This is a genomic window from Polaromonas sp. P1_F6, assembly GCF_056405695.1.
The window spans coordinates 36,804-63,282 of record NZ_JBFUBQ010000010.1 but is presented as its reverse complement, the minus strand read 5'-3'; the positions used below and the strand labels follow the sequence as shown (position 1 = coordinate 63,282).

Annotated in this window: 24 protein-coding genes; 15 read left to right on the top strand and 9 right to left on the bottom strand. The window is 63.1% G+C overall.

Annotated features, from left to right (window positions below; genetic code table 11):
* Window positions 1-7: 7 nt before the first annotated feature.
* Genes AC1DY9_RS21080 through waaF form a run of 3 tightly spaced genes read left to right on the top strand, consistent with a single transcriptional unit; the run spans window position 8 to window position 1,691 of the window.
* Window positions 8-235 (top strand): zinc-finger domain-containing protein, encoded by a 228-nt coding sequence (locus AC1DY9_RS21080; protein ID WP_477667557.1) that lies wholly within the window; start codon window positions 8-10, stop codon window positions 233-235.
* 21 nt (window positions 236-256) lie between these two features.
* Window positions 257-643, top strand: a complete 387-nt coding sequence (locus AC1DY9_RS21075) for a hypothetical protein (RefSeq protein WP_457281722.1) — start codon at window positions 257-259, stop codon at window positions 641-643.
* A complete protein-coding gene (gene waaF, locus AC1DY9_RS21070) occupies window positions 633-1,691 on the top strand; it encodes a lipopolysaccharide heptosyltransferase II (protein WP_457281721.1) in 1,059 nt (352 codons plus the stop codon). The genes AC1DY9_RS21075 and waaF overlap by 11 nt, the downstream gene beginning before the upstream one ends.
* Before the next feature lie 5 nt (window positions 1,692-1,696).
* Here the strand turns inward: waaF and AC1DY9_RS21065 are convergent, their stop codons facing one another.
* From AC1DY9_RS21065 to AC1DY9_RS21050, 4 genes are all read right to left on the bottom strand, one after another.
* Window positions 1,697-2,320 (bottom strand): carboxymuconolactone decarboxylase family protein, encoded by a 624-nt coding sequence (locus AC1DY9_RS21065; RefSeq protein WP_457281720.1) that lies wholly within the window; start codon window positions 2,318-2,320, stop codon window positions 1,697-1,699.
* 311 nt (window positions 2,321-2,631) lie between these two features.
* A complete protein-coding gene (locus tag AC1DY9_RS21060; RefSeq protein WP_457281719.1) occupies window positions 2,632-3,855 on the bottom strand; it encodes an ATP-binding protein in 1,224 nt (407 codons plus the stop codon).
* 158 nt (window positions 3,856-4,013) lie between these two features.
* Window positions 4,014-4,730 carry a response regulator gene (locus tag AC1DY9_RS21055; RefSeq protein ID WP_457281718.1) on the bottom strand — a complete coding sequence of 239 codons (717 nt, stop codon included), beginning with the start codon at window positions 4,728-4,730 and terminating at the stop codon, window positions 4,014-4,016.
* Between the two features lie 192 nt (window positions 4,731-4,922).
* Window positions 4,923-6,329 carry an AmpG family muropeptide MFS transporter gene (locus tag AC1DY9_RS21050; RefSeq protein ID WP_477667556.1) on the bottom strand — a complete coding sequence of 469 codons (1,407 nt, stop codon included), beginning with the start codon at window positions 6,327-6,329 and terminating at the stop codon, window positions 4,923-4,925.
* 31 nt (window positions 6,330-6,360) lie between these two features.
* Here AC1DY9_RS21050 and AC1DY9_RS21045 point away from each other — a divergent pair, with 31 nt between their 5' ends.
* The 5 genes from AC1DY9_RS21045 (at window position 6,361) to AC1DY9_RS21025 (ending at window position 12,387) form a co-directional block, all read left to right on the top strand.
* Window positions 6,361-7,203 (top strand): M48 family metallopeptidase, encoded by an 843-nt coding sequence (locus AC1DY9_RS21045; RefSeq protein WP_457281716.1) that lies wholly within the window; start codon window positions 6,361-6,363, stop codon window positions 7,201-7,203.
* Between the two features lie 20 nt (window positions 7,204-7,223).
* Window positions 7,224-8,381 (top strand): HPP family protein, encoded by a 1,158-nt coding sequence (locus AC1DY9_RS21040; RefSeq protein WP_457281715.1) that lies wholly within the window; start codon window positions 7,224-7,226, stop codon window positions 8,379-8,381.
* Window positions 8,382-8,701: 320 nt separating this feature from the next.
* Window positions 8,702-9,070 (top strand): Hpt domain-containing protein, encoded by a 369-nt coding sequence (locus AC1DY9_RS21035; RefSeq protein WP_477667555.1) that lies wholly within the window; start codon window positions 8,702-8,704, stop codon window positions 9,068-9,070.
* 30 nt (window positions 9,071-9,100) lie between these two features.
* Window positions 9,101-12,001 carry a PAS domain S-box protein gene (locus tag AC1DY9_RS21030; RefSeq protein ID WP_457281713.1) on the top strand — a complete coding sequence of 967 codons (2,901 nt, stop codon included), beginning with the start codon at window positions 9,101-9,103 and terminating at the stop codon, window positions 11,999-12,001.
* Window positions 12,002-12,003: 2 nt separating this feature from the next.
* Window positions 12,004-12,387 carry a response regulator gene (locus AC1DY9_RS21025; protein ID WP_457281712.1) on the top strand — a complete coding sequence of 128 codons (384 nt, stop codon included), beginning with the start codon at window positions 12,004-12,006 and terminating at the stop codon, window positions 12,385-12,387.
* A 324-nt stretch (window positions 12,388-12,711) separates the two neighbouring features.
* On the opposite strand, the gene AC1DY9_RS21020 is transcribed toward AC1DY9_RS21025, so the two are convergent.
* Entirely contained in the window at window positions 12,712-13,578 is an 867-nt protein-coding gene (locus AC1DY9_RS21020; protein ID WP_457281711.1) for an exodeoxyribonuclease III, read from the bottom strand.
* A gap of 11 nt (window positions 13,579-13,589) precedes the next feature.
* On the opposite strand from AC1DY9_RS21020, the gene pyrE reads away from it, so the two are divergent.
* A complete protein-coding gene (gene pyrE, locus AC1DY9_RS21015; protein WP_457281710.1) occupies window positions 13,590-14,339 on the top strand; it encodes an orotate phosphoribosyltransferase in 750 nt (249 codons plus the stop codon).
* Window positions 14,340-14,348: 9 nt separating this feature from the next.
* On the top strand, window positions 14,349-15,017 hold the full coding sequence (locus tag AC1DY9_RS21010) for a DUF4124 domain-containing protein (protein ID WP_457281709.1): 669 nt from the start codon (window positions 14,349-14,351) through the stop codon (window positions 15,015-15,017).
* A 39-nt stretch (window positions 15,018-15,056) separates the two neighbouring features.
* On the opposite strand, the gene gatB is transcribed toward AC1DY9_RS21010, so the two are convergent.
* From gatB to gatC, 3 genes are read right to left on the bottom strand one after another with little or no spacing between them, the layout of a single operon-like run.
* Entirely contained in the window at window positions 15,057-16,517 is a 1,461-nt protein-coding gene (gatB, locus tag AC1DY9_RS21005; RefSeq protein ID WP_457282079.1) for an Asp-tRNA(Asn)/Glu-tRNA(Gln) amidotransferase subunit GatB, read from the bottom strand.
* Window positions 16,518-16,557: 40 nt separating this feature from the next.
* Entirely contained in the window at window positions 16,558-18,072 is a 1,515-nt protein-coding gene (gatA, locus tag AC1DY9_RS21000; RefSeq protein WP_477667554.1) for an Asp-tRNA(Asn)/Glu-tRNA(Gln) amidotransferase subunit GatA, read from the bottom strand.
* A gap of 8 nt (window positions 18,073-18,080) precedes the next feature.
* Window positions 18,081-18,380, bottom strand: a complete 300-nt coding sequence (gene gatC, locus AC1DY9_RS20995) for an Asp-tRNA(Asn)/Glu-tRNA(Gln) amidotransferase subunit GatC (protein WP_457281707.1) — start codon at window positions 18,378-18,380, stop codon at window positions 18,081-18,083.
* Between the two features lie 282 nt (window positions 18,381-18,662).
* Here gatC and AC1DY9_RS20990 point away from each other — a divergent pair, with 282 nt between their 5' ends.
* The 4 genes from AC1DY9_RS20990 (at window position 18,663) to mrdA (ending at window position 23,549) form a co-directional block, all read left to right on the top strand.
* Window positions 18,663-19,706: a rod shape-determining protein gene (locus tag AC1DY9_RS20990; protein WP_457281706.1), complete on the top strand. Its 1,044-nt coding sequence runs from the start codon at window positions 18,663-18,665 to the stop codon at window positions 19,704-19,706.
* A 58-nt stretch (window positions 19,707-19,764) separates the two neighbouring features.
* Entirely contained in the window at window positions 19,765-20,685 is a 921-nt protein-coding gene (gene mreC, locus AC1DY9_RS20985) for a rod shape-determining protein MreC (RefSeq protein ID WP_457281705.1), read from the top strand.
* The gene (gene mreD, locus AC1DY9_RS20980; protein WP_457281704.1) at window positions 20,682-21,200 is read left to right on the top strand and encodes a rod shape-determining protein MreD; all 519 of its coding nucleotides are present in this window, start codon (window positions 20,682-20,684) and stop codon (window positions 21,198-21,200) included. The genes mreC and mreD overlap by 4 nt, the downstream gene beginning before the upstream one ends.
* A 270-nt stretch (window positions 21,201-21,470) precedes the next feature.
* On the top strand, window positions 21,471-23,549 hold the full coding sequence (gene mrdA, locus AC1DY9_RS20975) for a penicillin-binding protein 2 (protein ID WP_457281703.1): 2,079 nt from the start codon (window positions 21,471-21,473) through the stop codon (window positions 23,547-23,549).
* Window positions 23,550-23,717: 168 nt separating this feature from the next.
* Here mrdA and AC1DY9_RS20970 read toward each other — a convergent pair whose 3' ends face one another.
* A complete protein-coding gene (locus AC1DY9_RS20970; RefSeq protein WP_457281702.1) occupies window positions 23,718-24,476 on the bottom strand; it encodes a sulfite exporter TauE/SafE family protein in 759 nt (252 codons plus the stop codon).
* Between the two features lie 515 nt (window positions 24,477-24,991).
* Between AC1DY9_RS20970 and AC1DY9_RS20965 the strand changes: the two genes are divergently transcribed.
* Window positions 24,992-26,443, top strand: a complete 1,452-nt coding sequence (locus tag AC1DY9_RS20965) for an ammonium transporter (protein WP_457281701.1) — start codon at window positions 24,992-24,994, stop codon at window positions 26,441-26,443.
* Window positions 26,444-26,479: the final 36 nt, after the last annotated feature.

Below are 26,479 nucleotides of genomic sequence, written 5' to 3'. Positions count from 1 at the left end.
TCCCGCGATGAGCACCCCCACAACGACCCACGCCTCCTCCTCTGTCGAACTGCTGGCTTCGGACCTGAACGCCCAGGGCGGCGTCTACTGCCCCAGCCCCAAGGCCGACATGAAAATCTGGAATAGCCACCCGAAGGTTTACCTGGACGTGGCCCGAACCGGCCAGGCCAAGTGCCCGTATTGCGGCACGGTTTACGCGCTGAAAGCCGGCGAGCACTTCGGCGGACATCACTAATCGCGGTCGCCTTTCATTCTGATGGGCAGCTTCAAACATCACAGCTATTTTGTAAAAGAGAAACACGTTCAAGGTGTTCTCTTTCCGCACGCCTGCCTGGACTGCCGAAAGACATTCAAAAAACCGCGGAGTGTGACCGCCCGCTTATGCCCAGAATGTGGCGGCCAGCTCGTCGTTTTGAGCCGCAAATTCTCGGCACCTAAATCCCGCGATACCCGGCAGTGGGAAAAAGTAAGATTCCTGGTAATCAACGGATTTCTTTTTCAGCCCGTTCGGGAAGGCAACGAAACTGTCCGTTATCCAAAGACATTGGACGAGGCGAGAGAATTTGTCGCCAAGTATCGCAAGCAGGCCATCCCGTGCGCTCGCAAAGATTTTGATGTTGCCATCCTTCGCAATGAGCCATAAATCCGACGACAGATCTGGCTCACAGGGTGCAATTCACTCGCTTGTGATCGCACCTCAGTGGATTGGTGACGCCGTCATGACCGAGCCGCTCATGCGCCGCTTGCATGCGCGCGGCGAACGTCTCACGGTAGGTGCCTTGTCCTGGGTGGCGCCGGTTTACCGGGCGATGCCGCAGGTGGCCGATGTCATTGAATTTCCCTTTGCACACGGCGGCTTGCAGTTCCGCGAACGTCGCGCGCTTGCCAGGCGCATCGAGGGACGTTTCGACAAAGCTTATGTCCTGCCCAATTCGCTGAAAAGCGCACTGCTGCCTTTTCTGGCCAGCATCCCGGAACGCATCGGTTATTTCGGTGAAGCGCGAGTGGGCCTGCTCACGCACCGGCTCAAGAATCCGAAGAACAAGCCGCCCATGGTGGCGTTTTATTCAGCGTTGAGCGGTGGGGCGGACCTCGACAAAGACCGGCCGCAACTGCAGATGGCACCCGCTGAAATTGAGCAGGCGCTGGCTGAACTGGGCCTGCAACGCGGCGGCTATTACGTGTTTGCGCCCGGCGCCGAATACGGTCCTGCCAAGCGCTGGCCCGCCCGTCACTTTTCAGAACTCGCCGCGCGGCTGGCTTTGCCGGTAGTGTTGCTGGGCTCCGGCAAGGAGGCGGCGCTCTGCGAAGAAATCGCCGCGCCCGTGAACGCGGCGCAGCCCGGCAAATGCCTGAACTTCGCGGGCAAGACCTCATTGGTGCAGGCGCTGTGCCTGATCGCCGCAAGCCAGAGCACGATCAGCAATGACTCGGGACTGATGCACGTGGCTGCGGCCTTCGGTGTGCCGCAAGTGGCGATTTTCGGCTCGTCCAGCCCCCTGCATACGCCGCCGCTAAGCGACAAGGCCACCGTGCTGTGGCTCAAAGCTGATGCCGCCTACCAGCCGCCGCTGGACTGCGCACCCTGCTTCGAGCGCGAATGCCCGCTGGGCCATACGCGCTGCCTGAACGATATGGGCGCCGAGCGGGTGCTGGCGGCGCTGCCACCGGTTCCCCGGGTGGGAAATTAGGCCGGTCAGGCGGGGAAGGCCGCCAGCGGCGAAAAACCCGGTTTGCCCTGGGTCGGCGTACGCGCCACGTTCATCACCCAGCACACCATCACAAAATAGCCGGCGAGGCTGACCAGCTCGACCACACCCTGTTCGCCGAAAGTTTTCACTGCCGCGGCGTAGGTGGCGTCGCAGCAGCCGTGCTGGCGCAGCACTTCGAACGTGAGGTCCAGCGCGACGGCCTCATCGGCGGCCAGTTCGCGCGGCTGCCTGCCTTCGGCGATCGCGTCCACAGTGGCCTGGCTCACGCCCGCAGCCACCGCCAGCGGCGCATGCATCAGCCATTCAAACTGGTTGGCGGTATGGCGGGCCGCCACGCAGGTAACGAGTTCGCGGATGCGCGCGTCCAGCGCGCTTTCAAAGCGCAGGTAAGCCCCCACGTCGCCGATGCGGCCCATGAGCTGCGGGCTGCGCAGCAGGGGAATGAACGGGCCAAACACGGCCTTGCGCGGGCCGGCGATCAGTGTGTCTGCAGCGGCCTGCTGCGCGGGTGACATGGCCTCCCGCGGCATCAGCGGCATCCGGTCTTCGGCAAGCTGGAAGAAGCCCTGGGGGACGGCGGGAGCTGGGGGTGTGGTGGCAAGGCTCATGGGGTTCCTGTGGGTGGCTGAATCCCTGAGCGTATCAAAGGGCGCGCCGCCATGTCTTCAGGCAAAAAAAAGCCACCGCGAGGTGGCTTTTGCAAACTTCTTCCGTGAGGAAGATGTCGTTGGGAATCATTGAAATGTTTCACCGACGTTTTGGTTTTTAGTCCCTTTTAGTTCCCCTTTTCCCCTATCCATTGTTGTGACAGCAACGGGAAGAAATGTCGGCGATTACACGCTGTCTGACCATTCTCCAAATAGAGGAGACCGCGCGGTTTAGTGTTGCTGGAGGCCGTACTTCGTGATTTATTTCACGTTTATGGGTGGGCGACCGGCAATTCAACAACAAAAGTCGCGCCGCCGCCAGGCCGGGCTTCGCAACGAACGCTGCCGCCATGGCGCTGGCTGATCGACTTCACCAGGGCCAGGCCGAGCCCCACGCCGCCTTCGCGTTCACTGGCGCCGGGCAACCGGTAAAAAGGTTCGAAAATGCGCTCCCGCTGCTCGGCGGGCACGCCCGGGCCGCGGTCATGCACCTTGATCACGGCCCGCTGTTTTGCGCCGGCCCGGGCCTGTGCCAGCTCGAGGTTAATCTCGCCGGTGCTATAGCGCCGCGCGTTTTCCAGCAGGTTGCGAATCAGCCGGCGCAAGAGGCGTGGAGAGCCCTGTACTGTCAGGCTGTGGCTATCGGCATCAATGCCAAGGCCGGCGCCGCTGGAATCCTGGCTCAGCTCTGCGCTCAACTCCGCATTGACGCGCGAGCATTCTTCGGCCGCCAGGCCCGTGAGGTCCAGGGTTTCAAAAGGCTCCGCGTCGGCCTGCTTGGCGTCGAGGCGGCTGGCCAGCAATATCTCGTCGATCAGCTGGTCGAGTTCGGAGATGCTGCGGGAAATTTCCTTGCGCTGCGGTGATGCGGCGTCGGTGCCCATGAGTTCCAGCCCCATGCGGATACGCGCCAGTGGTGAGCGCAATTCGTGTGACGCGTTGGCCAGCAGCGATTTGTGCGACTCCATCAGGGTTTCGATGCGCTCGGCCGCGTGGTTGAAGCGCCTGGCCAGGAAGGCCACCTCGTCCTTGCCGTCTGCGTTAACGCGGGCCGACAAATCACCGGCGCCCCAGCGCTCTACGCCGCGCTGCAGGGCTTCCAGCCGCAGCGTCAGCCTTCGCATCACGGGGTAGGCGCCCAGCGCCACGGCCAGGCCGACCACGACCAGCATCCAGCCAAAACCAAACGGAGGGCGGTTCCACGGGTTGTTGCCGGGTGGGCGTTTGGGCCGCGGCAACACCAGGTTCAGGGTCTGGCCGTCTTTGGTCAGCACGTCAAATTCCAGGCCGTCACCGGGTTTGCGGTCGGGCTTGGTTTGCGCTGTGCCGATGACTTCGCCCTTGTCGTTGTGCACCAGCACTTCGCGTATCGGCAGCTGCGGCGGGTCGGCGCTCAGGCGCCACGCCGCGCCCACCAGAAAAGTGAGGACCAGCACTGTAGCGACAACAGCCAGCCAGATTCGCACATACAGGTGCGAGGTAAAACGTCCCCACATATGGAGCTCCTATAAGTCCAATTTTCGGGCGGATGGCATCGTTGCGCGGTGCTCGGAATCCTCATGTACCCAAGTGCATTCCGGTGTCCTGCGCTCCGGGCGCCTCGCCCTGCATCCCGACAATTGCATTTCTAGGAGCTCCATAGCCATTTCCCTCCTTAGTCCTGCTGTTTGGCAAAAACGTAGCCGACGCCCCGCACCGTCAGAATGCGTTTCGGGTCTTTTGCGTCGGCCTCGATGGCGCTGCGGATGCGGCCCATGTGCACGTCGATGGAGCGGTCAAAGGCCTCGAGTTCGCGGCCGCGTACGGCTTCCATGATCTGGTCGCGGCTTAGCACGCGGCCGGCACGTTCGGCCAGCGCCACCAGCAGGTCGAACTGGTAAGACGTCAGCTCGCAGGGGTTGCCGGACACCGATACGGTGCGTGCATCGCGGTCGATCTCCAGCGAACCGAAGCGCATGACCTTGTGGCCGCCGCTGGAGGCTGCCGCACCCGTTTCGCCGCCGCGGCGCAGCACGGCCCGGATGCGCGCCAGCAACTCGCGCGGCTCGAAAGGTTTGGGCAGGTAGTCGTCAGCGCCAATTTCCAGGCCGACGATACGGTCCATCGGGTCGCCCTTGGCCGTCAGCATCAGCACGGCGGTATTGGCGTTTTCGCTGCCCTGGCCCTTGATGCGCCGGCACACTTCCAGTCCATCCATGTCGGGCAGCATCAGGTCCAGGATGACCAGGTCGGGCGTTGCGGCTTCCAGTGCTGCCAGACCTGCCGCGCCGTCGGCTGCGTGGGTAAAACCGTAGCCCGACTGGCGCAGGTATTCGCCCACCATATTGGCCAGGCGGGTATCGTCTTCAATCATCAAAAGCTGTTGGGTCATGGCTGGTCCTCGTGTGCAGGTGTTCCCCTTGGGGTGGGATCACAATGAAATTCATGGTGCGCCGGGCGCAACAATCCCGCTTGAAGCCACCGTAAAGTTACGGTAAACCGGGGCAGCGAGCCTCCAGCATACTCCGTGCACGGCACGTCCGCCATGGTGCGGAATTGCTATTGAATTAATAGCTGATTGCGCTTATTCCTTCTGGGTTTGCGGCGTTTTAAGTCTTGAGGCAAAACCCACCAGAACCAGCACCGGCAGGCCCAGCAGGGCCGTTGCGGTGAAGAAGTTGCTGTACCCGAAAGAGTCCACATACTTGCCCGAATAGCCGGCCAGAAACTTCGGCAGCAACAGCATCATGGAGCTGAAAAGGGCGTATTGGGTGGCCGAATAATTGATGTTGGTGAGGCTCGACAGGTAGGCGATGAAAGCGGCTGAAGCAATGCCGCTGGAGAGGTTGTCGGCCGAGATCACGAAGATCAGCGCGTTGACGTCGTGGCCCCGCGTGCCCAGCCAGGCAAACAGCAGGTTGCTGGCGGCACTCAGCACGGCGCCCAGCATCAGCACGCGCATGACGCCGAAGCGCATGGCCAGCGCGCCGCCCACGAAGGCACCGACCAGTGTCATCACCACGCCGTAAATTTTGGTCACTGCAGCTACTTCGTCTTTGGTGTAGCCCATGTCGACATAGAACGGGTTGGCCATGATGCCCATGACAACGTCGCTGATGCGGTAGACCGCGATCAGGGCCAGGATCAGCAGCGCCTGCTTGCCGTAGCGGCGCAGGAAATCGGCGAACGGGTCGACCAGCGCGGTTTTAAGCCACTCTGCAGCGTTGCGCGACGGCGCCAGCGGGCGCGGCGCTGGTTCAGGCGACAGCAGCACCGTCGCCATGCCCAGCAGCATGGACGCCGCCATGACCAGGTAGGCCACTTGCCATGCGCCGTGCTGGTAAGTGACGGCGTCGCCTGCGACTTCGGCACGCGCTGCAATCCACAACGCCCCGGCGCCGGCCCAGATCATCGCGATGCGGTAACCCGTTTGGTAGGCGGCAGCCAGTGCGGCCTGGCGCTGGATGTCGGCCGACTCGATGCGGTAGGCGTCCAGCGCGATGTCTTGTGTAGCCGACCCGAATGCCACGGCCAGTGCACACCACACGACGGGTTGCAGTGCCAGCTTGGGGTCCGTCAGTGCCATGCCGACAAGCGCCGCCACGATGACCAGCTGCGACAGCAGCAGCCAGCTGCGCCGGCGCCCAAGCAGACGCGTGAGCAGCGGAATGGGCATGCGGTCCACCAGCGGCGCCCACACCCACTTGAAGCCGTAAGCCAGCCCGACCCAGCTCAGGTAGCCGATGGTGGTGCGGTCTATGCCGGCTTCGCGCAGCCAGAAGCTCAGCGTGCCAAACACCAGAAGCAGGGGCAGGCCGGCGGAAAAACCCAAAAACAGCATGCGCAGCGTGGCGGCTTCGGCATACACGCGCCAGACATCGCGCCAGGCGGGTTTGGGTGCGGCTTTAACAGTGGGGGCTGTAGATGCCGCGCTGTGCGCAGCGACAGGGGCGGATGATGGCAGTTCGGAGGAGGGGGTTTTGTCTGACATGGGCATTTTGATTTGTGACTATTATTCACCCATGTGCTTTTTATGCGAGGCCAAACACTCTGCCTGGGCTGGCCGCCGGGCGTTCCTGCTGGCTGCCGGCGGCGCCGCAGCGACGGCCGTCACCACCCCGCTGCTTGCGCAGGTTGATGTCGGGCCGTCATCGGGGCTGCGCAAGCTGATCCCTGCCGAGGAACTGGAAAACGCCGCCACGCAGGAATATGCCAAGCTGCTGGCGGAGGCAAAGTCCAAAGGGGCGCTGGCGTCGCCGGGCAATCCCCAGCTGCAGCGCATACGCGGCATCGCTACCCGGCTGGTGCCGCAGGCCGCACAGTGGAACGACCGTGCCAACCAGTGGCGCTGGGAGGTCAACCTGCTCGGCAGCAAGCAGATCAACGCCTTCTGCATGCCCGGAGGCAAGATTGCGTTCTACACGGGCATCATCGATCAGCTCAAGCTCACCGACGATGAAATTGGAATGATCATGGGCCACGAAATGGCCCATGCGCTGCGCGAGCATGCACGTTCCCGCATCGCCAAGAGCGCGGGAACCGGGCAGCTGCTCTCGCTGGGTGCGCAATTGCTCGGCCTGGGCCAGCTCGGCGACGTGGCTGCCAACATCGGCACCCAGCTGCTGACGCTGCGCTTCAGCCGCGAAGACGAGACGGACGCCGACCTCGTGGGTCTGGAGCTGGCCGCGCGCGGCGGCTATAACCCGCAGGCATCCGTCAGCCTCTGGGAAAAAATGGCGCAGGCTGGTGGCGGTGCCGGCGGTCCGAGCTTTCTTTCTACCCATCCCTCCGGTCCTGAGCGCATCCAGCAACTGCAGGCCAATGTGCCCAAGGTGCAGGGTCTTTATCAACGCGCGCGCGGCTGATCTGGCCCCTGGTGACCGGTTTGACGCAGCGCGCCGCATTCTTCACGCGCGCCTGGTGGCGGGGCTTCCGGCCGGGACGCACCCGCATCAACTCTCGCGAGCGACTGCGCATTGTCGTTGGGTCGCTGCTGGGTATTTTCGTGACGGGGCTGCTGTGCCACCTGGCTGACCGGATGATGCCGGGCCTGCCCTGGCTGGTGGCGCCGCTGGGCGCCAGCGCCGTGCTGGTGTATGCCGTGCCGGCCAGTCCTATGGCGCAGCCCTGGAATGTGGTGGGCGGTAATACCCTGTCGGCGCTTGCCGGCATTGCGGGCGTGCATGGCATGCATCTGCTGGGCTCGCCGGCGCTTGCGGCCGCAGTGGGCGTGGCCACGGCCATCGCGCTCATGCTGGCGTTGCGCTGCCTGCACCCGCCGGGCGGCGCCACTGCCTTGATGGTGGTGCTGGGCGGAGTTTCCGACCCGCTGTTTGCCTTCTATCCCGTGATGCTCAACTCCGTGCTGCTGGTGGCGGTCGGCGTCGCCTACAACAACGCCACGCGCAGGGCCTATCCCCACACCCAATTGGCCCCGCCGGGCCCCGCGCCGTCCGTAGAAGACCAGTTGCTTGATGCGGATCTGGACGCCGTACTGGCGCGCTACAACCAGGTGCTGGACGTCAGCCGCGACGACCTCAAGACCTTGCTGGCCGAAACCCGGCTGCGCGCGTACGACCGCAAACTGGCGGAAGTCCGCTGCGCCGACGTCATGTCGCGCGATCTCGTCACGGTGGAATTCGGCACTCCGCTGGAAGAGGCCTGGGCCCTGCTGAGGGAGCGCCGCATCAAGGCCTTGCCGGTGGTGGACCGCAGCTTCCGCATCGCGGGCATCATCACGCAGGCCGACTTCATGCGGGCGGCTGAACTCGATTTGTACGAAGGCTTTGACGCCAAGTTGAGGCAGCTGGTGCGCACCACGCGCAGCGTTTACTCCGACAAACCCGAAGTCGTGGGCCAGATCATGACCCGCAACGTGCGCGTAGCGGGCATGCACCGGCGGCTGGTGGAGCTGGTGCCGCTGTTCGGCAGCACCGGTCACCACCACATTCCCATCATCGGGGAGGGAGAGCGGCTGGTGGGAATTATTACCCAGTCTGATGTGATCGCTGCGCTGGGGCGGGCTGCCGATCCATCGGCTTGATGCGCGCGGCGGCCCCAATGATTGAATGCTAATGTATTTAGTTTCCGCGTAGATTCAGGGGTTTTTGCGATAAAGCAGGCTATAAGAATTAATTATTCATCGGTACAGATGATTCGCTTCTGACATCCCGCCGCAAGCGGTGCACCCCAAGGCGAAACCTCGTACTTGTCCTACGCTGCGTTTTGGCACCTGCGCCGTAAGATAAGCCGCATGTGCTTTCTTCTTCATCAAGTGCAACATGCGTGCCCGCGCGGCTTGCATGCCAAGGCGACTTCGGGGCTGGTCACCAGCTTCTCCCGCGGCACCGCATCAAATAGCGCATGGCTGGCGCCAGCTTTCCGGATGCCATGACGCAACCCAACCCGGCCCTGCTCGCATTTCTGGAGGAGCAGCGCGCCGATTACACCCGCTCGTTGCCGCGTCGTCTTGAGCAGGTGGAGGCCTTATGGCAACAAATTCTCAACGGCGACGATCTGGCGCAGGCTCTGCCAACCCTGGAACGCCATGCGCACAGCCTGGCCGGATCTGCGGCAACCTTCGGATGGGCCGACCTCGGTCTTGCGGCCCAGGCGCTGGAACTGGCCATAGAACCTCATGTCGGTGCCGGCCGGCCGCTTTCGCCGCAGGTGCAGGCCGAAGTCGGACGGGCAGTTAAGGCACTGCAGCAGCGCTTTCCCGGTACTGCGTGAACGCCTACGATCAGATCGCACAAAATGTCCATGTTTTCCTCCAACGCTTTTCTGGTCAAGATCAAAATCGCATTGGCTGCAGGCCTTGTGCTGATGATGGTTGTGGGTGCGGCCTCGTACATCGGCATCGACCGCCTGATTGAAACGGCGCAATCCCGGGTGCGCACGGAAGACACGCTGGTGATGCTCGAGCGTGCGGACTCCGGCCTCCGCACGGCCGAGTCCACATTGCGACAGTATCTTCTGAGCGGCAGCCCCCAGGAGCTGGAGGAGTTCCAGCGGGCTCGGGTCGAGTTGCGCGCGATCAGGGCACGCATGCGCAGCGCCAACGTGCTGCAGGAGGCCGTAGAGTTTGACGAACTGATCAACCAGCGCGCCCAGATCGCGAACCAGTCCATCGCGGCGCGCAAGGCGTCCGGCCCCGAAGCCGCTGCGACCGTTCTCGGCAGTGATGCCAGCCGGCAATTGAGGCTGCGCACCGACGGGTTGCTGGAAAACGCGCGTAATCGCGAGGTCCATAAGTGGCGTGACGCGCAGGCCGCGGCGGAGCATAGCGCCCAGTGGGCTCAGGGCTTCATCATCGCGGGAAACCTGCTGTTTGCCTGCATGCTGGCCTGGATGGTCTATGTGGTCAAGCACTATGAGCACGTGCGAAAACGCGGCGAGGAGCAATTGCGAGACACAGAAGTGATGAGCCGCAGCATTACCGAGGGTATGGTCGAAACGGTGATCACCACCACGTCCGACGATATCGTTCTGGAGGCCAACGCGGCGGCTTTGCAACTCTTTGGGTACGAGAAAAGCGATCTGATCGGCCGTGACGTGTCGGAATTGGTGCCGCCGCGGTTTCGCCAGCAATACAAGGATTTCACTTCCATGATGCGGGAGCAGCCGGAAACGTTCCGGATATCCGGGCAGGAAGTGCGCGCCATGCGCAAAGATGGCAGCGAGTTCATGGTCAGTGTGTCTTTTAGTGATGTGCAGGTCGGCGGCCGCCGCCTTTTCACCGCGTTGATGCATGACATTACCGAGAGCAAGCGCATCAGCAAGGCCTTGCGGGCGAGCGAGTCCCAGCTGCGCCAGGTCACCGATACGGTGCCGGCCCTGATTGCTTACCTCGATACGGAGCAGCGCTTTCGCTTTCACAACCGCGCTTACGAAGCTGCTTTCGGCCTGAGCTTCGAGCAGATCGACGGGCACCCCCTGGCTGAAGTGCTGGGTCCGCAGATTTACGAAACCGTCCGGGAGAAAGTGGAAGAAGTGCTGAGCGGCAAGCCGGTCCGCTACGAACGCACCCAGGTGACGCCGCAAGGCGAGCGCAGGCACTTCGCGATGCAGTATTTCCCCCGCTACGGCGAAGGCGCCGCCAAAGACAAGGTCATCGGGTTCTTCTCAATGGGCACGGACATCACCGAGCTCAGGCGTATCGACCGCATGAAGACCGAATTCGTATCCACCGTCAGCCACGAGCTGCGCACGCCGCTGACGTCCATACGCGGCTCTCTGGGGCTGATTTCCGGCGGCGTGGCCGGTGAGCTGCCTGCGGCGGTGAAGAACCTGGTGGGCATTGCCCAAAGCAACTGCGAGCGCCTGATCCGGCTGATCAACGACATCCTGGACAGTGAAAAAATCGAGTCCGGCAAATTGCGCCTGGACCTGCAGGTGGTGGACCTTCGGCAACTGGTGCAGCAGGCGCTGGTCGCCAACGAGGGCTTTGCYGGCCAGCACCGGGTGGACCTCGTGTTGCGGGCGCCTGACGTCGCCCTGCAGGTGCGGATCGACGCCGATCGCATGACCCAGGTTTTGACCAATCTTCTGTCCAACGCGGTCAAGTTTTCGCCGCCGGGCAGCCCGGTGGAGGTCAGGCTGTCAAGGTCGGCGCAGCGCGTTCGCGTCGAGGTGGTTGATGTCGGCCCCGGCATTCCCGAGGAGTTCCACGGTCGCATTTTCCAGAAATTCTCGCAGGCAGACTCTTCCGACACCCGGCAAAAAGGCGGAACCGGCCTCGGCCTGAATATTTCTCGCGCGCTGGTGGAAAAGATGGACGGCACGATCGGCTTCAGCAGCGCGGAAGGCGTGGGAACCACCTTCTTTTTTGAGGTGCCGGAATGGACCAACCCGGTGCCACTGCTGCAACCCGTGCGGATACAGCCGGCTGTTTCAACCCGGCCTCGCATCCTGATCTGCGAAGGCGATCCCGACGTGGCCAGGCTGATCAGCATGATGCTAAGCAAGGCCGGGTTCGACTCCGATATGACACACAGCGCGGAGCAGGCGCTGGCTTGCCTGGCAGCCAACAGCTACGACGCGGTGACGGTAGACCTGAAACTGCCGGGGCAGAACGGCGTGGCCTTTATCGGCCAGCTGCGGGAGGATGAAAGAACCCGCCACCTGCCTGTTGTGGTGATCTCGGCCATGGCCGAGCAGGGGCAGTTGCAGTTCAACCGCAAGCCGCACACGGTGTCGGACTGGCTCAAGAAACCCATTGACGAGCGGTTGCTTATTCACAGCTTGCGACGGGCCGTTGTCAGCGTGGATGAAGGCAAACCGCGCGTTCTGCATGTCGAAGACGACCAGGATATCCAGCAAATCACGGCCGCCATTGCACAGGATTTTGCGACCTTCGAATTTGCCACAACGCTGGACGAGGCTCGCGCCCTACTGCGCCAGCATTCATTCGACCTGATCCTGCTGGACCTGTCGCTCGGCAGCCATTCGGGCTGGGACCTGTTCGAGGATATCGACGCCCTGGATCCGCGTCCGCCGGTGATCGTGTTCTCGGCCGGCGACGTAAACCCGGCAGATGGCAAGCAGGCCGATGCGGTGCTGGTCAAGGCCCATACTTCCAATACCGAACTGCTCAATACAATCCAGCGTGTGCTCCAGATTCCCGCCGACTACCGCCCCACCCAATCCCAACCCCTGATCTGATCATGACCAAACCACTGACCCGTATCCTGTATGTCGAAGACGAACCCGACATTCGTATGGTTGCGCAGATGGCGCTGGAAGCCGTAGGCGGCTTCACCGTTATCGCCTGCGCTTCGGGCCAGGAGGCGCTGGATGCCGCACCGGGCGCCGGCGCCGACCTGCTGCTGCTGGACGTGATGATGCCCGGCATGGACGGGCCCAGCACGCTCAAAGGTCTTCGGGCATTGCCGGCCACGGCCGACACGCCGGTGATTTTCATGACCGCGAAGGTGCAGGCTGCAGAGGTCGCGGTGTACAAGGGCCTGGGCGCCATGGAGGTGATCCCCAAGCCGTTTGACCCGATGGAGCTGTCTAGCCAGATCCAGCGCATCTGGGCAGCACAGTAGAGCCCCCACGGTGGAGTAGAGCCCCCACAGTCGTTCACTGCGTGTAACTCCTTGCCCCCCCGAGGGGGCCGCCCGCCTGCGGTCTGGCAAAGCCGAGAAATTGGCACACCCCTATCGGGCTCACTGCGTGTAGCCCTTTTCCCCTTGCAGGGGACTGCGCCTGCGGCCCGGCAAAGCCGGATCCGCGGCCCCGGCTGGGTTGAAAATTCAGGGACTAACCAGCGGGGTATTCACCAGCAGGGGCCGCGGGACTGGCTTTGCCAGACCGCAGGCGCCGCCCCCTGGAAGGGGGGACAGGCTACACGCAGTGAGCCTGGGCGGGGGTCAAAGTCCAAACTCATAGTCCACGCTCATGGGCGCGTGGTCGGAAAACCGCTGTTCCTTGTAGATATGTTCGCTGCGGGCCAGCGCGGCAAATGACGGCGTGGCCAGGTGGTAGTCCAGCCGCCATCCCACATTCTTGGCATAGGCCTGGCCGCGGTTGCTCCACCAGGTGTAGGCCGCGTCCGTGGCTGTGGGTTGCAGCTTTCGGTAGACATCGACCATACCGCCGCCCTTGACCGAGGGGCCTGTGCGCTCTGTCAGCTCCTGTGCGGCTTCGTTGGCCAGCTCGGCATCGCGCAGCAGCTCGGTCATCCAGGCGCGCTCTTCGGGCAGGAAGCCGCTGTTCTTTTTGTTGCCCTTGAAGTTTTTCAGGTCGATTTCCTGGTGCGCGATATTGATGTCGCCGCACAGCACGAAGTCGCGCGTTTCCTTCAGGGCCAGCAGGCGCGGATAAAACTCGGCCAGGAAGCGGAACTTGGCGGCCTGGCGTTCCTCGCCCGAAGAGCCGCTCGGGAAATAGCAGCTGATGATGGACAGCTTGGGGCTTTGTTTGCGCCCGGGTCTGTCAAAGCGCAGTTCCACATAACGCCCTTCGGCGTCGAATTCGGTGGAGCCGTAGCCCACGATGACATCGCTGGGTTCGTGCCGCGTGTACACGCCGACGCCGGAGTAGCCCTTTTTCTCGGCGAAGTGAAAATGGCCTTTCATGCCGGCGATTTCCTCGAACCGGCCGCTCATGTCGGCGGCCTGGGCCTTGAGCTCCTGCACACAAATACAATCCGGCATGGATTGTGCAACCCAGTCCAGCAACCCCTTGCTGGCTGCGGAGCGGATACCGTTGAGGTTGAGGCTGGTTAATTTAAACATGGGACTTTCAAATGAGCACGGCAGGGAAACGGGACAACAAGGGCAAAGCGCATTCTGCGGACGATGCGCTGGCACTGGAATTCGTGCAGTTTGCCGTCGAATCAGGCGTACTGCGCTTCGGGCAATTCAAGACCAAGGCCGGGCGCATGAGCCCCTATTTTTTCAATGCCGGCCTGTTTGACGACGGAGCCAAGCTGGGCCGGCTGGCGCAATTCTATGCGCGCCACCTGCTGGCCGAAGAAGAGCGCAGCGGTCTTGAATTCGACATGATTTTCGGGCCCGCCTACAAGGGCATTCCGCTGGCTGCCGCGGTGGCCGTCGAGCTGGCGCGGCTGGGGCGCAATTTTCCGTTTGCCTACAACCGCAAGGAGGCCAAGGATCACGGCGAAGGCGGCACGCTGGTCGGCGCCCCGGTCAAGGGCCGCGTACTGATCATTGACGACGTCATGTCCGCCGGCACCGCTGCCCGCGAATCCATTGCCATCATCCGGGCAGCCGGGGCCATTCCCCACGCCGTGGCGCTGGCGCTGGACCGGCAGGAGAAGGCCACCGAAAACGGTGTGGATGTGAACCACAGTGCTGTGCAATATGTTACGAATCAGTTGGGGTTGCAGGTTTGTGCGATTGCGCGCCTGACCGACTTGCTGCAGTATCTCTCCAGGCAGGGCGGCACGTCGGCTACAAGCGCTCCTGAAACGTTATCTTTGCAAGCGCACTACCAGTCGGTGCTGGCCTATCGCGAACGATACGGCGTCAATTAAGGATTCGAATTGCTCCTGCGAACCCCGCTCACGGTCACCTGTATTTCACTCATGTGCCTGGCCGGCCCTGTTGCAGCGCAGAACATCTACACCTGTGTAGACGGCAAAGGCCGCAAGATCACGGCAGACCGCCCGATCATTGAATGCATAGACCGCACACAGCAGGAGCTGAGCCCGTCCGGCGCGGTCAAGCGCCAGGTGGGCCCGTCGCTGACCGTGCAGGAGCGCGCCGCCCTTGAGGAAAAAGAGAAGGTCGCCGCCGAAGTGCGCGCACGCGAAGCCGAGGAAAAACGGCGTGACCGCGCCCTGTTGCTGCGCTATCCGCGCCGGGAAGTGCACGACCAGGAACGCGTCACCGCGCTAGCCCAGATCGACGAGGTCATCAAGGCTGCGAGCAAAAGAACGGTGGAACTGGCCGCGCAGCGCAAGAGCATCAACAGCGAGCTCGAGTTCTACGCGAAAGACCCCGCCAAGGCGCCCCTCGCGCTGAAACGCAAGATCGAGGAAAACGACAGCAGCGCCCTGGTACAGAAGAAGTTCATCCAGGACCAGGAGCAGGAAAAAAAACGCGTCAACCAGCGGTTTGACGAAGAGCTGGCCAAGCTCAAGCAGCTGTGGACCATTGCCGGCGTGCCTGCCATTGCGGCCAGTGGTGTTGCTGGCGCCGCAAAAAATTAGCGGCTCGCCCCTGGGCCGCTGCTAACGCCGTCAGAACGGTCAGCCCAGTTTCTTTTTGAGCAACTCGTTCACCTGGGCCGGATTGGCCTTGCCTTTGGTGGCTTTCATGGCCTGGCCGACCAGTGCGTTGAAGGCTTTGGTATTGCCGGATCGAACTTCCTCGACGTTTTTGGCGTTGGCGGCAAGAACATCGTCGATGATTTTCTCGAGCTCGCCGGTGTCGCTCATCTGTTTGAGGCCCTTGGCCTCAATGATGACATCTACGTCCTGACCCTCGCCGGTCCACAACGCATCAAACACCTGCCTGGCGGCATTGTTGGAAATCGTGCCATCCGCAATCCGGCCAATCAGGGCGGCAAGTTGCGCTGCGCTGACGGTGGAAGTTTCAATCGATTTCTCTTCACTGTTCAGCCGCCGCGACAACTCGCCCATGACCCAGTTGCTGGCCAGCTTGGGCTGTTTGCTGAGTGTCGCCACCGCTTCGAAATAAGCTGCTGTTGCCTTGCTTTGCGTGAGCTGGCCGGCGTCGTATTCGGGCAGGGCGTAATCAGCCACAAAACGCGCGGCCATCACACGCGGCAGCTCTGACATGTCGGCGCGGGTCTTTTCCACCCAGTCTCGGCCGATCACCAGCGGCGGCAAATCCGGGTCGGGAAAGTAGCGGTAGTCCGCGGCATCTTCCTTGGTCCGCATCGAACGCGTCTCGCCCGTGTCCGGATCAAACAGCACCGTGGCCTGCTGGATCGCATGGCCGTCTTCGATCTGCTCGATTTGCCATCGCACTTCGAAGTCGATGGCCTGCTGCATGAACTTGAAGCTGTTCAGGTTCTTGATCTCACGGCGGGTGCCCAACTCGGTACCGGGCTTGCGCACCGACACGTTGGCATCGCAGCGGAAGCTGCCTTCCTGCATGTTGCCGTCACAAATGCCGATCCAGGTGACGATCTTGTGCAGCTCTTTGGCGTACGCCACCGCTTCGGCGGACGAACGCATGTCGGGCTCGGTCACGATTTCGAGAAGCGGCGTGCCAGCGCGGTTCAAATCGATGCCGCTCATGCCAATGAAATCTTCGTGCAGCGACTTGCCGGCGTCTTCTTCGAGGTGGGCGCGCACCAGGCGCACCGAGCGTTTCTCGCCGTCCAGGAAAAACTCGACGCTGCCGCCTTGCACCACCGGAATCTCGAACTGGCTGATCTGGTAGCCCTTGGGCAGGTCGGGGTAGAAGTAATTCTTGCGCGCGAACACGCTCTGCTCGGCGATATGCGCGTTCACGGCCAGGCCGAACTCGATGGCGCGTTGCACGGCGCCCTTGTTCATCACCGGCAACGCGCCGGGCAGCGCGAAGTCCACGGCGGAGGCCTGCGTGTTCGGCTCTGCGCCGAACGCGGTGGAAGCGCGGCTGAAGATTTTCGATTGCGTCGTGAGCTGCGTGTGGGTTTCAAAGCCGATGATGACTTCGTAGCCTTGCACCAGCGGCCCGGTGGGGCGACCGGCCTGCATTTCGGCGAAGGGGTTGACGGTGGGTTGGGTCTGGCTCATGTCAAATCACTTGGAGGCTTGGGGGCTGGCGCAGGTGCCAGTCGGTGGCCAGCTGGAACTGGTGCGCGGCGCCCAGCAGCTGCGCTTCCTTGAAATAGTTGCCGATCAGCTGCAGGCCGACGGGCATGCCGCCCGCGCCAAAGCCCGCCGGCACACTCATGCCGGGCAGGCCGGCGAGGCTCGATGAGAGCGTGTAGATATCGGCCAGGTAGCTGGCCACCGGGTCGTCCGACTTTTCACCGATCTTCCAGGCCACGGTGGGTGAAACGGGGCCCGCAATGATGTCGCACTGCGTGAAGGCGGTCTGGAAATCCTGCGCGATCAGGCGGCGGATTTTCTGCGCCTTGAGGTAGTAGGCGTCGTAGTAGCCGTGCGACAGCACGTAGGTGCCGATCATGATGCGGCGCGTGGCCTCGTCGCCAAAACCTTCCGAACGCGACTTCTTGTACATGTCGTTGAGGTCGGTGTAGTTGGCGGCGCGATGGCCGTAGCGCACGCCGTCAAAGCGGCTCAGGTTGCTGCTGGCTTCGGCCGGCGCGATCACGTAGTACACGGGGATGGAGAGCTCGGTCAGCGGCAGGCTCACGTCCACCAATGTGGCGCCCAGCTTTTCGTATTCGGCCAGCGCGGCGCGCACGGCGGCCAGCACGTCAGGTGCGCAACCCGCACCGAAGAATTGCGTGGGCAGCCCGATTCTCAAGCCATTTAACGGCTTTGCACCCGCAGATTGTGCGTCGGCAGCTATCAAATCAGTAGCATAGTCAGTGACAGGCAAGTCCAGCGACGTGGAGTCGCGGTCGGGGTCGGGCCCGGCCATGGCTGACAGCAGCAGGGCGCAGTCGAGCGCACTGCGCGCCATCGGGCCGGCCTGATCCAGGCTGGAGGCAAAGGCCACCATGCCGTAGCGTGAGCAGCGGCCGTAGGTGGGCTTGATGCCGGTGATGCCGGTGAGCGACGCAGGCTGGCGGATCGAGCCGCCGGTGTCGGTGCCTGTCGCGGCGGGCACCAGACGGGCCGCCACGGCGGCCGCCGAGCCGCCCGAGGAGCCGCCCGGAATGCGTTGCAGGTCCCAGGGGTTCTTCACCGGCTTGTAGGCGCTGTTGTCGTTGCCCGAGCCCATGGCGAACTCGTCGCAGTTGAGCTTGCCCAGTGTGACCATGCCGGCTGCGCCGAGCTTGCCCACCACGGTCGCATCAAAGGGGCTGCGGTAGTTTTCCAGGATTTTTGAGCCGGCTGTCGTGGGGAAGTCGCGCGTGACGAAAACGTCCTTGTGCGCCAGCGGTACGCCCAGCAGGGGTGTGCGTTCACCGGCGGCCCGTCGCGCGTCGGCGGCTTTGGCTTGCGCCAGCGACACGTCGGCATTGGTGGACAGGAAGGCGCCCAGCTTTTCCTGCTGGATCCGGGCCAGGAAATGTTGCGTGACCTCAACACTGGAGACTTCGCGGGCGGCCAATCTGGCGGCCAGCTGGGCAACACCCAGGTCGTGGAGGTCAGAAGAAGCGGAAGAAGATTTCATGGCGCCGCTCATTCGATCACCTTGGGCACGAGGAACAGGCCGCGTTCTACGGCGGGCGCACTCACCTGGCTGGCCTCGCGCTGGTTGGGCTCGCTGGCGACGTCTTCGCGCAGGCGCAGGGCCACTTCACCGATCACCGCGGCCGGATGGGCCAAAGGTTCCACCCCGTCGGTATTGACGGCTTCCATCTGCTCGACCAGGGCAAAAAAGCCGTTGAGCTGGGCCAGGGTGTGCTCGGTTTCGTCGGGGCGCAATTCCAGCCGCGCCAGATTGGCGACGCGGGCGATGTCTTGGGGTGTCAATGCCATGGGGTAGGGATGAAGGAAATACGGGAAAAATAAACCAGAAAACAGGGGCTGAAACGAGGTGTAAAGCTGAAAAAACAGGCAGGCTAAAGCTATTGATCTATAGGGGATGCGTTATTATCCCGCCTTTGGTGTGAAATCAGGGTTGGATGCGGGCTTTAGGCGTTTTTTAGGTGCCAGAAGCAGATTTCAGAGCGCCTCTGGCTCAACTTCCCCATAATTGCTTGATCAATAAAAAGGCGATGGAGCAACGAAGTTTGCTCATGCTCAACCGGACTCCTGCATATGTTTGAATCATTCCGTCGGTACTTCTCCACCGACCTGGCCATTGACCTTGGCACCGCCAACACCCTGATTTTTGTACGCGACCGCGGTATTGTGCTGGATGAGCCCTCTGTGGTTGCCATCCGCCACGAAGGCGGCCCCCAGGGCAAAAAAACCATCCAGGCCGTCGGCCACGAAGCCAAGGCCATGCTGGGCAAGGTCCCCGGCAACATTGAGGCCATCCGCCCGATGAAAGACGGCGTGATCGCCGACTTCACCGTGACCGAGCAGATGCTCAAGCAGTTCATCAAGATGGTGCACCCGCGCAGCCTGTTCAAGCCCAGCCCGCGCATCATCATCTGTGTGCCTTGCGGCTCCACCCAGGTTGAGCGCCGCGCCATCCGCGAAAGCGCGCTCGGCGCCGGTGCCAGCGATGTGTACCTGATTGAAGAACCGATGGCTGCCGCGATTGGCGCGGGCCTGCCCGTGTCGGAAGCCAGCGGCTCCATGGTGGTCGACATCGGCGGCGGCACGACCGAAGTCGGCGTGATTTCGCTGGGCGGCATGGTCTACAAGGGCAGCGTGCGTGTCGGCGGCGACCGCTTCGACGAAGCCATCATCAATTACATCCGCCGCAACTACGGCATGCTGATCGGCGAGCCCACCGCCGAGGCCATCAAGAAGAGCATCGGCTCGGCCTTCCCGGGCTCCGAAGTCAAGGAAATGGAAGTCAAGGGCCGCAACCTGTCCGAAGGCGTGCCGCGCAGCTTTACGATCTCCAGCAACGAAATCCTCGAAGCCCTGACCGACCCGCTCAACAACATCGTCAGCGCCGTGAAGAACGCGCTGGAGCAAACGCCGCCCGAGCTGGGCGCCGACATCGCCGAGCGCGGCATGATGCTGACCGGCGGTGGCGCCTTGCTGCGCGACCTGGACCGCCTGCTGGCCGAAGAAACCGGCCTGCCGGTGCTGGTGGCCGAAGACCCGCTGACCTGCGTGGTGCGCGGCTGTGGCATTGCGCTGGAGCGCATGGACCGCCTGGGTTCCATCTTCACCTCGGAATAAGCGTCTTCACTTCATGCTGCACGCCGGGCATGAAGCGGGGCCAGCCTGACAGCGAACCATGCCTTTAGGAACCCTCGACAGATCCCCGCCGCCCTTTTTCAAACAGGGGCCTTCGGCGCTGTCCAAGCTGGTGTTTTTCAGCGCGCTGTCGCTGTTCCTGATGGTGGCCGACACGCGTTTTCGCATTACCCAACCGGTGCGCGCCGCGCTGGCTACGGCCTTGTATCCGGTGCAATGGCTGGCGCTGCAACCGGTGCGCGCTGTCAAAAGCAGCGGTGAATATTTCACCACCCTCAATCAGGCCAAAACCAGCAGCGAAGAAGCCGGCCGCAAGCTCGCGCTCCAGTCGCTGCGCGCCGGCCAGGTCGAGCAGCTCACGCAGGAGAACAACCGCCTGCGCAAGCTCATGGGCCTGCGTGAACAGCTCGGCACGCCGGTGATGGCTGCCGAGGTGCTGTATGACGCAGCGGACCCTTACACCCGCAAGGTGATCATCGACAAAGGCATGGCGCAGGGCGTTGACCTGGGCTCGCCGGTGCTGGACGAGTCTGGCGTGCTGGGTCAAGTCACCCGCGTGCATCCGCTGGTCAGCGAAGTGACCTTGCTGGTCGACCGCGACCTGGCGATTCCGGTGCTCAATGTGCGCACCGGCGCGCGCAGCGTGGCCTATGGCGACCCGACCGTTTCGGGCAGCGGCCTGGAGCTGCGCTTCATGGGCAGCAACTCCGATGTGCAGCAAGGCGACCTGCTGACCACCAGCGGCGTCGACGGCGTCTACCCGGCCGGCCTGCCGGTGGCCAAAATCAGCCGCATCGAGCGGCGCGCGGAATCGGCGTTCGCAAAAATTTTCTGCACACCGCAGGCGCTCGTGACGGGTGCGCGGCACGTTATCGTGGTCAAGCCCGGCACCGGCCAGATCCCGCCACGGCCCGACGACACGCCCGAACCTGCACCCAAAAAGAAGGGGGCTTCGAAATGATCATGCGATCGGGCCAGCAGCTGCTGCTGCCGGCCAATCCCGTCTTCATCTGGTGCAGCCTGATCGCGGCGCTGCTGCTGGACATGCTGCCCCTGGGCCGCGTGCCGTGGATGCCCGATTTCCTGGCCCTGGTGCTGGTGTTCTGGAACGTGCACCAGCCGCTGCGTGTCGGCATCGGCGTGGCTTTCATGTTCGGTCTGGGCATGGACGTGCACCAGTCCTCACTGCTGGGCCAGCATGCGCTGTCCTATACGGCGCTGAGCTTTTTTGCCACGATGATCCATCGCCGCCTGCTCTGGTTCACGGTACCGTCGCAGGCCTTGCAGGTACTGCCGCTGTTTGCGGTGGCGCATGGTGTGGAGCTGGTGATCCGCATGATCGGCGGCGGCATTTTCCCGGGCTGGATCATGCTGCTGGCGCCGCTGATTGAGGCCGTTTTGTGGCCGGTGGTAAGCGTGCTGCTGCTGGTGCCGCAGCGCCGTGCACCCGATCCCGACCAGAACCGGCCACTCTAGATATGGCCCCCACGCTAGATATGGCCCCCACGGTCGCTCACTTCGTGTGTTCCCGAGGCCTTGCAGGCCGCGGCTCGCGAGACGCTTCGCCTCTATCGCCCGTCCAAGCCTGCGCAGGCAGGCTTGGAGCCGCGGGCTCCAGCCCCTCGGGGGCCGCCCCGCCTGCGGCCTGGCAAAGCCAGTTCCGCGGCTCGGATTGGCCTTTTTCGGCTCGCTTCGCATCGCCTCTTTGTTGTGGGCACTTTCTGGCGGTTGCAGGGTCAGAGTGTCATGACTGAACTTCGCAACGTTGAAGCGGATTTGTCGCGCTTTCGTGCGCGGGTGCTGGTGGCCAGCTTTGCGGTGCTGTGTGCTTTTTCTCTGCTGGCGGCGCGGCTGGTGTATTTGCAGGTGTACCGCCATGCCGACCTGAACGAGCAGGCCGAAAGCAACCGGACGGCCATCGTGCCCATCGTGCCCAACCGGGGGTTGATCCTGGACCGCAATGGCGTTGTGCTGGCCACCAACTATTCGGCCTACACGCTGGAGATCACGCCTTCCAAGGTCGACAACCTGGAAGAAACCATTGCCGCGCTGGAAAAGGTGGTCGACATCCAGGTGCGCGACAAGCGGCGTTTCAAGCGGTTGCGCGAAGAATCCAAAAGTTTTGAATCGCTGCCCATACGCACGCGCCTGACCGACGAGGAAGTCGCCCGGTTTGCGGCGCAGCGTTTCCGTTTTCCGGGTGTTGACATCAAGGCCAGGCTGTTTCGCAGCTACCCCTATGGCGAGCTGGGCAGCCACGTGGTGGGCTACATCGGCCGCATCAACCAGGCGGAAAAAGAAATCATTGAAGGCAGCGAAGACGAAGGCAACTACCGCGGCACCGACTACATCGGCAAGCTCGGCGTCGAGCAGAGTTTTGAGCAGCAGCTGCACGGCACCACCGGCGTCGAGCAGGTCGAGACCTCGGCGGGCGGCCGCGCCATGCGCAAACTCGCCAGCAACCCGGCCACGCCCGGCAACACCGTCATGCTGTCGCTGGACATCCGCCTGCAGAAGCTGGTGGAAGACATGTTCGGCGACCGGCGCGGCGCGCTGGTGGCCATGGACCCGAAGACCGGCGACGTGCTGGCGTTTGTCAGCAAGCCGACGTTCGATCCCAACCTGTTCGTGGACGGCATCGACACGGAGAGCTGGCAATACCTGCGGGATTCGCTGGACAAGCCCCTGCTCAACCGCGCGCTGCGCGGCACCTACCCGCCGGGCTCCACCTACAAGCCCTTCATGGCCATGGCGGCGCTGGAAACCGGAAAGCGCTCCGCCAGCTTCATCGTCAACGACAACGCCTCCTGGAGTTTCGGCGGCCACGTCTTCCGCAGCCACGGCGACATTGCGCTGGGGGCGGTGGACATGTACCGCGCCATCGTGAAGTCGAGCAACGTGTACTTCTATTCGCTGGCCAACGAACTCGGCGTGGACGCCATGCACGACTTCATGCAGCCGCTGGGCTTTGGGCAGATCACCGGCATCGATATCAGCGGTGAAGTCACGGGCGTGCTGCCCAGCCAGGCCTGGAAACGCAAAGCCTATAAAAGGCCGGAGCACCAGAAGTGGTACCCCGGCGAAACCATCTCACTGGGTATCGGGCAGGGCTACAACACCTTCACCATGCTGCAGCTGGCGCAGGCCACGGCCGTGCTGGCCAACAACGGCGTCAAGCACCGGCCGCGGCTGGTGATCGGCACGCAGGACCCGGTGACGCGCGTGATGCACCCGCTGCCGGCCGATGCGCCGGAAAACCTGGGCTACAAGGCTGAAAACATCGCGATCGTGCGCAAGGCCCTGGTTGGCGTCACCCAGGAAGGCACCTCGGCACGCGTGTTTGCCGGCGCGGGTTATCTGAGCGGCGGCAAAACCGGCACGGCGCAGGCGGTCACCATCGGCCAGAAAGACAAGTACAACAGCAGCAAGATGGAAGAGTACCAGCGCGACCACGCTGTTTACATGGCGTTTGCGCCGGCGGAAGACCCCAAGATCGCGCTGGCAGTGATCGTGGAAAACGCCGGCTGGGGCGCCGGGGTGGCGGCGCCGATTGCACGGCGTGTTTTTGACTATGTGCTGCTGGGCCAGTACCCGAGCGAGGAAGACATGGTGGCGGTGCAGAAGGGGCTGGCGGCAGCGCCCATCGGCAAGCCGCGCCAGGCCGCCGACGTGGCCGGCCAGCTGTCGGCCGGCGCAGCAGGCGCTTCCCCCGGCCCCACGAACGCCGCGGCTGCCGCTGCCGCCAAAGCCAGGACGGCGGCGATTGCGGAGGCGCTCAGCAAGCTGCCGCCGCCCATGGCGGCAGCGGGCATCAACCCCGATTAAGCCGGCCGTCGCTATCGATTTGATAGCTGCTTGCGCATGCCCCTATTGGGCCGGGCGCCAATTTGGTCATTAAACGGTGATGGCCGGATTTCAAGCCAAATTTGCCGGAAACCCATACAGCACATGCGCAAGCAGCTATTAAATCAATAGCAAACGGCCTGCGCACAGTCAGCGCGCAAATGCGTCAAAACCGGTTTTCAGGATCAGCGAGCTGACCACGGCGATAAACACCCCGCGCACAAACCCGGCCCCATGTTTGAGGGCCAGGCGGGTGCCCAGCAGGCTGCCCGCCACGTTGGCCACGGCCATCGTGAGGGCGAAATGCCACCAGACATGGCCCTTCCAGGCAAAGAGCGCCAGCGCTGCGAGGTTGGTGGCGGTGTTGAGCAGCTTGGCCGAAGCCGACGCGTTCAAAAAGTCATAACCCAGCCAGCGCACAAATAAAAATACAAAAAAGCTGCCGGTGCCCGGACCGAAGAAGCCGTCGTAAAACCCCAGCACCAGCCCGATGCAGCAGGCCGCCGCGGTTTCGGCATGCCCGGTAAAGCGGGGCGTATGGTGGCGGCCCAGCTCCTTCCTGGCCAGCGTATAGAGCAACACCGCCAGCAGCACAAAGGGCAGGGTCTTGCGCAAAAAGCCCGGCGAGATGACGGTGACCAGCCAGGCGCCCGCCAGCGAGCCGGTGAACCCGGCGGCCGCCGCCGGCAACAGTGCCGCCCAGCGAAGCTCCACCCGACGGGCATATTGGGCCGTGGCAACCGCGGTGCCCCAGACCGAGGCCCCCTTGTTCACCCCAAACAGGGTGGCAGGATGGGTGGTGGGGAAAACCGCAAACAGGGCCGGCACCAGGATCAGCCCGCCGCCCCCGACGATAGAGTCCACAAAACCGGCGAGCAGGGAGGCCAACGAGACGATGAATAATTCCATGGCCCGGATTGTCCCATCGCATTGAACAGACTCATTGCTATCAAATAGATAGCTGCTTGCGCCCGACAGTCAATGGCTGCGAGGGTTTTTGAGGGTTGGGCCCCGTCAGGGCGGAGGCATAAAAAAAGCGCTGGGGTTGCCAGCGCTTTTTGCAAATCTGCATCTCTTGTGGAATGCCGCTTTGCTTGTGTACTTCTTAATGACTCTCTCGTGTCTCCTCGGCTCCTCGCGTTGCGAGCAGCAAGGCTCGTCAGCAAGTCATCCAATATAGCGGGCGCACTGTCCCAGTGCATTGGGGGTTTCCCGGCCCCGGGCTTTGGGCGGCCGCTGGTTCTGTGGATGTTTTTGGGGCACCACGCCAATCGTTTGCGCACTTTTGCAGTACATATTTTCCGTTGCAGTCCCATCACACGAGCTACTGCGGTATTGGCACGACTTATGCCTGTTGTTACCAATTGTTGGTTGATTGAACAGGCGGGCACCGTATGCATATGAACAGATTTCTGGCCTTGGGTATGTCTTTATGCTTGGGCCTGGCATGCCAGCAAGCCCTGGCACAGACCACGGCTCCCCCGGCGGTGGCGCCGCCAGCAGTCACTGCCAGCGCTCCGGAAGTCGCACCGTCCCCCGCACCGGCCGCTGTTCCTGCTCCTCCCGCCGCACCGGTGGCTGCGGCCTCTGCGCCGCCTGCAGCGGCCGCCCCGGCGCCGCTGACCCAACCGGGACTGGTCGGCGTGGAGACCCTCAATGGTGCCGACACCGCCTGGATGATGACCTCCACCGCACTGGTATTGCTCATGACCCTGCCCGGCATCGCCCTTTTCTACGGCGGCATGGTGCGCAGGAAAAGCGTGCTCAATGTCATGGCCTGCGTTGTCGCCATCTGTGCCGTTGTCAGCCTGCTCTGGTTTGCGGTGGGCTACTCCATCGCCTTCACGCCCGGCAAAGGTGCGCTTGGGCACTATCTGGGTGGTCCCGAGCGGCTCTGGTTCACCGGGCTGGACTACGTGAAGGACGCGCAGAAGGTGGCCGTGAGCCATATTGCGCCCAACATTCCCGAGTCGGTCTACGCCATGTTCCAGCTGACCTTCGCCATCATCACGGCCGCGCTGGTGGTCGGCTCGTTTGTGGAACGCATGCGGTTCTCCGCGATGCTGGTGTTCATGTCGCTGTGGACCGTCGTCGTCTACGCACCCATTGCCCACTGGGTCTGGGAGCCCAATGGCTGGCTGGCGCGCATGGGCGCGCTGGACTTTGCCGGCGGCTCGGTCGTGCACATCAATGCCGGCATTGCCGGGCTGGTCTGTGCCTACGCGCTCGGGCCGCGCCACGGCTATGGCCGTGAACCGTTTACGCCTTTCAACCTGGGTCTGACCATGGCCGGTGCCGGCATGCTGTGGGTCGGCTGGTTTGGCTTTAACGCCGGCTCCGCCGTGGCCTCCGACGGCCGGGCCGGCCTCGCGATGGCCGTCACGCACATCGCGGCGGCCGCGGGCGCTCTCTCGTGGATGGCGGCCGAATGGATTGTTCGCGGGCGTCCTTCCCTGCTGGGACTGTGCTCGGGCCTGGTCGCCGGGCTGGTCGCCATCACGCCGGCGGCGGGCTTTGTCTCGCCGCGCGCGGCCCTGGTGTTTGGCCTGGTGGCCGGCGTGGCCTGCTACTGGGGCGCCACGGGCCTCAAGCGCCTGCTCAACGCCGACGATTCGCTGGACGTGTTCGGCGTGCACGGCGTGGGCGGCATTGTGGGTTCGCTGCTGACCGGCATTTTTGCCAGCAAGGCCATCTCCGGTGTCGAGGGCAGCCTGATGACCCAGGCGATAGGCGCAGGCGCCGTCATGCTCTACAGCCTGTTCATGACGGCGCTGGCCTTGTGGGTCACCTCGCTGATCGTCAGCCTGCGCGTCAGCGAAGCCGCCGAGAGCGACGGCCTGGACATCACCCAGCACGCCGAGCGGTTGGGCACGTAACTGACAAACAACGGACTCCACTTTCAAGGATTGCGC

Coding starts and splice junctions, on each gene's coding strand:
- AC1DY9_RS21080 (WP_477667557.1), top strand. CDS start 8: ATGAGCACCCCCACAACGACCCACGCCTCCTCCTCTGTCGAACTGCTG.
- AC1DY9_RS21075 (WP_457281722.1), top strand. CDS start 257: ATGGGCAGCTTCAAACATCACAGCTATTTTGTAAAAGAGAAACACGTT.
- waaF (WP_457281721.1), top strand. CDS start 633: ATGAGCCATAAATCCGACGACAGATCTGGCTCACAGGGTGCAATTCAC.
- AC1DY9_RS21065 (WP_457281720.1), bottom strand. CDS start 2,320: ATGAGCCTTGCCACCACACCCCCAGCTCCCGCCGTCCCCCAGGGCTTC.
- AC1DY9_RS21060 (WP_457281719.1), bottom strand. CDS start 3,855: ATGTGGGGACGTTTTACCTCGCACCTGTATGTGCGAATCTGGCTGGCT.
- AC1DY9_RS21055 (WP_457281718.1), bottom strand. CDS start 4,730: ATGACCCAACAGCTTTTGATGATTGAAGACGATACCCGCCTGGCCAAT.
- AC1DY9_RS21050 (WP_477667556.1), bottom strand. CDS start 6,329: ATGTCAGACAAAACCCCCTCCTCCGAACTGCCATCATCCGCCCCTGTC.
- AC1DY9_RS21045 (WP_457281716.1), top strand. CDS start 6,361: ATGTGCTTTTTATGCGAGGCCAAACACTCTGCCTGGGCTGGCCGCCGG.
- AC1DY9_RS21035 (WP_477667555.1), top strand. CDS start 8,702: ATGGCTGGCGCCAGCTTTCCGGATGCCATGACGCAACCCAACCCGGCC.
- AC1DY9_RS21025 (WP_457281712.1), top strand. CDS start 12,004: ATGACCAAACCACTGACCCGTATCCTGTATGTCGAAGACGAACCCGAC.
- AC1DY9_RS21020 (WP_457281711.1), bottom strand. CDS start 13,578: ATGTTTAAATTAACCAGCCTCAACCTCAACGGTATCCGCTCCGCAGCC.
- pyrE (WP_457281710.1), top strand. CDS start 13,590: ATGAGCACGGCAGGGAAACGGGACAACAAGGGCAAAGCGCATTCTGCG.
- gatB (WP_457282079.1), bottom strand. CDS start 16,517: ATGCAGGCCGGTCGCCCCACCGGGCCGCTGGTGCAAGGCTACGAAGTC.
- gatA (WP_477667554.1), bottom strand. CDS start 18,072: ATGAAATCTTCTTCCGCTTCTTCTGACCTCCACGACCTGGGTGTTGCC.
- gatC (WP_457281707.1), bottom strand. CDS start 18,380: ATGGCATTGACACCCCAAGACATCGCCCGCGTCGCCAATCTGGCGCGG.
- AC1DY9_RS20990 (WP_457281706.1), top strand. CDS start 18,663: ATGTTTGAATCATTCCGTCGGTACTTCTCCACCGACCTGGCCATTGAC.
- mreC (WP_457281705.1), top strand. CDS start 19,765: ATGCCTTTAGGAACCCTCGACAGATCCCCGCCGCCCTTTTTCAAACAG.
- mreD (WP_457281704.1), top strand. CDS start 20,682: ATGATCATGCGATCGGGCCAGCAGCTGCTGCTGCCGGCCAATCCCGTC.
- mrdA (WP_457281703.1), top strand. CDS start 21,471: ATGACTGAACTTCGCAACGTTGAAGCGGATTTGTCGCGCTTTCGTGCG.
- AC1DY9_RS20970 (WP_457281702.1), bottom strand. CDS start 24,476: ATGGAATTATTCATCGTCTCGTTGGCCTCCCTGCTCGCCGGTTTTGTG.
- AC1DY9_RS20965 (WP_457281701.1), top strand. CDS start 24,992: ATGTCTTTATGCTTGGGCCTGGCATGCCAGCAAGCCCTGGCACAGACC.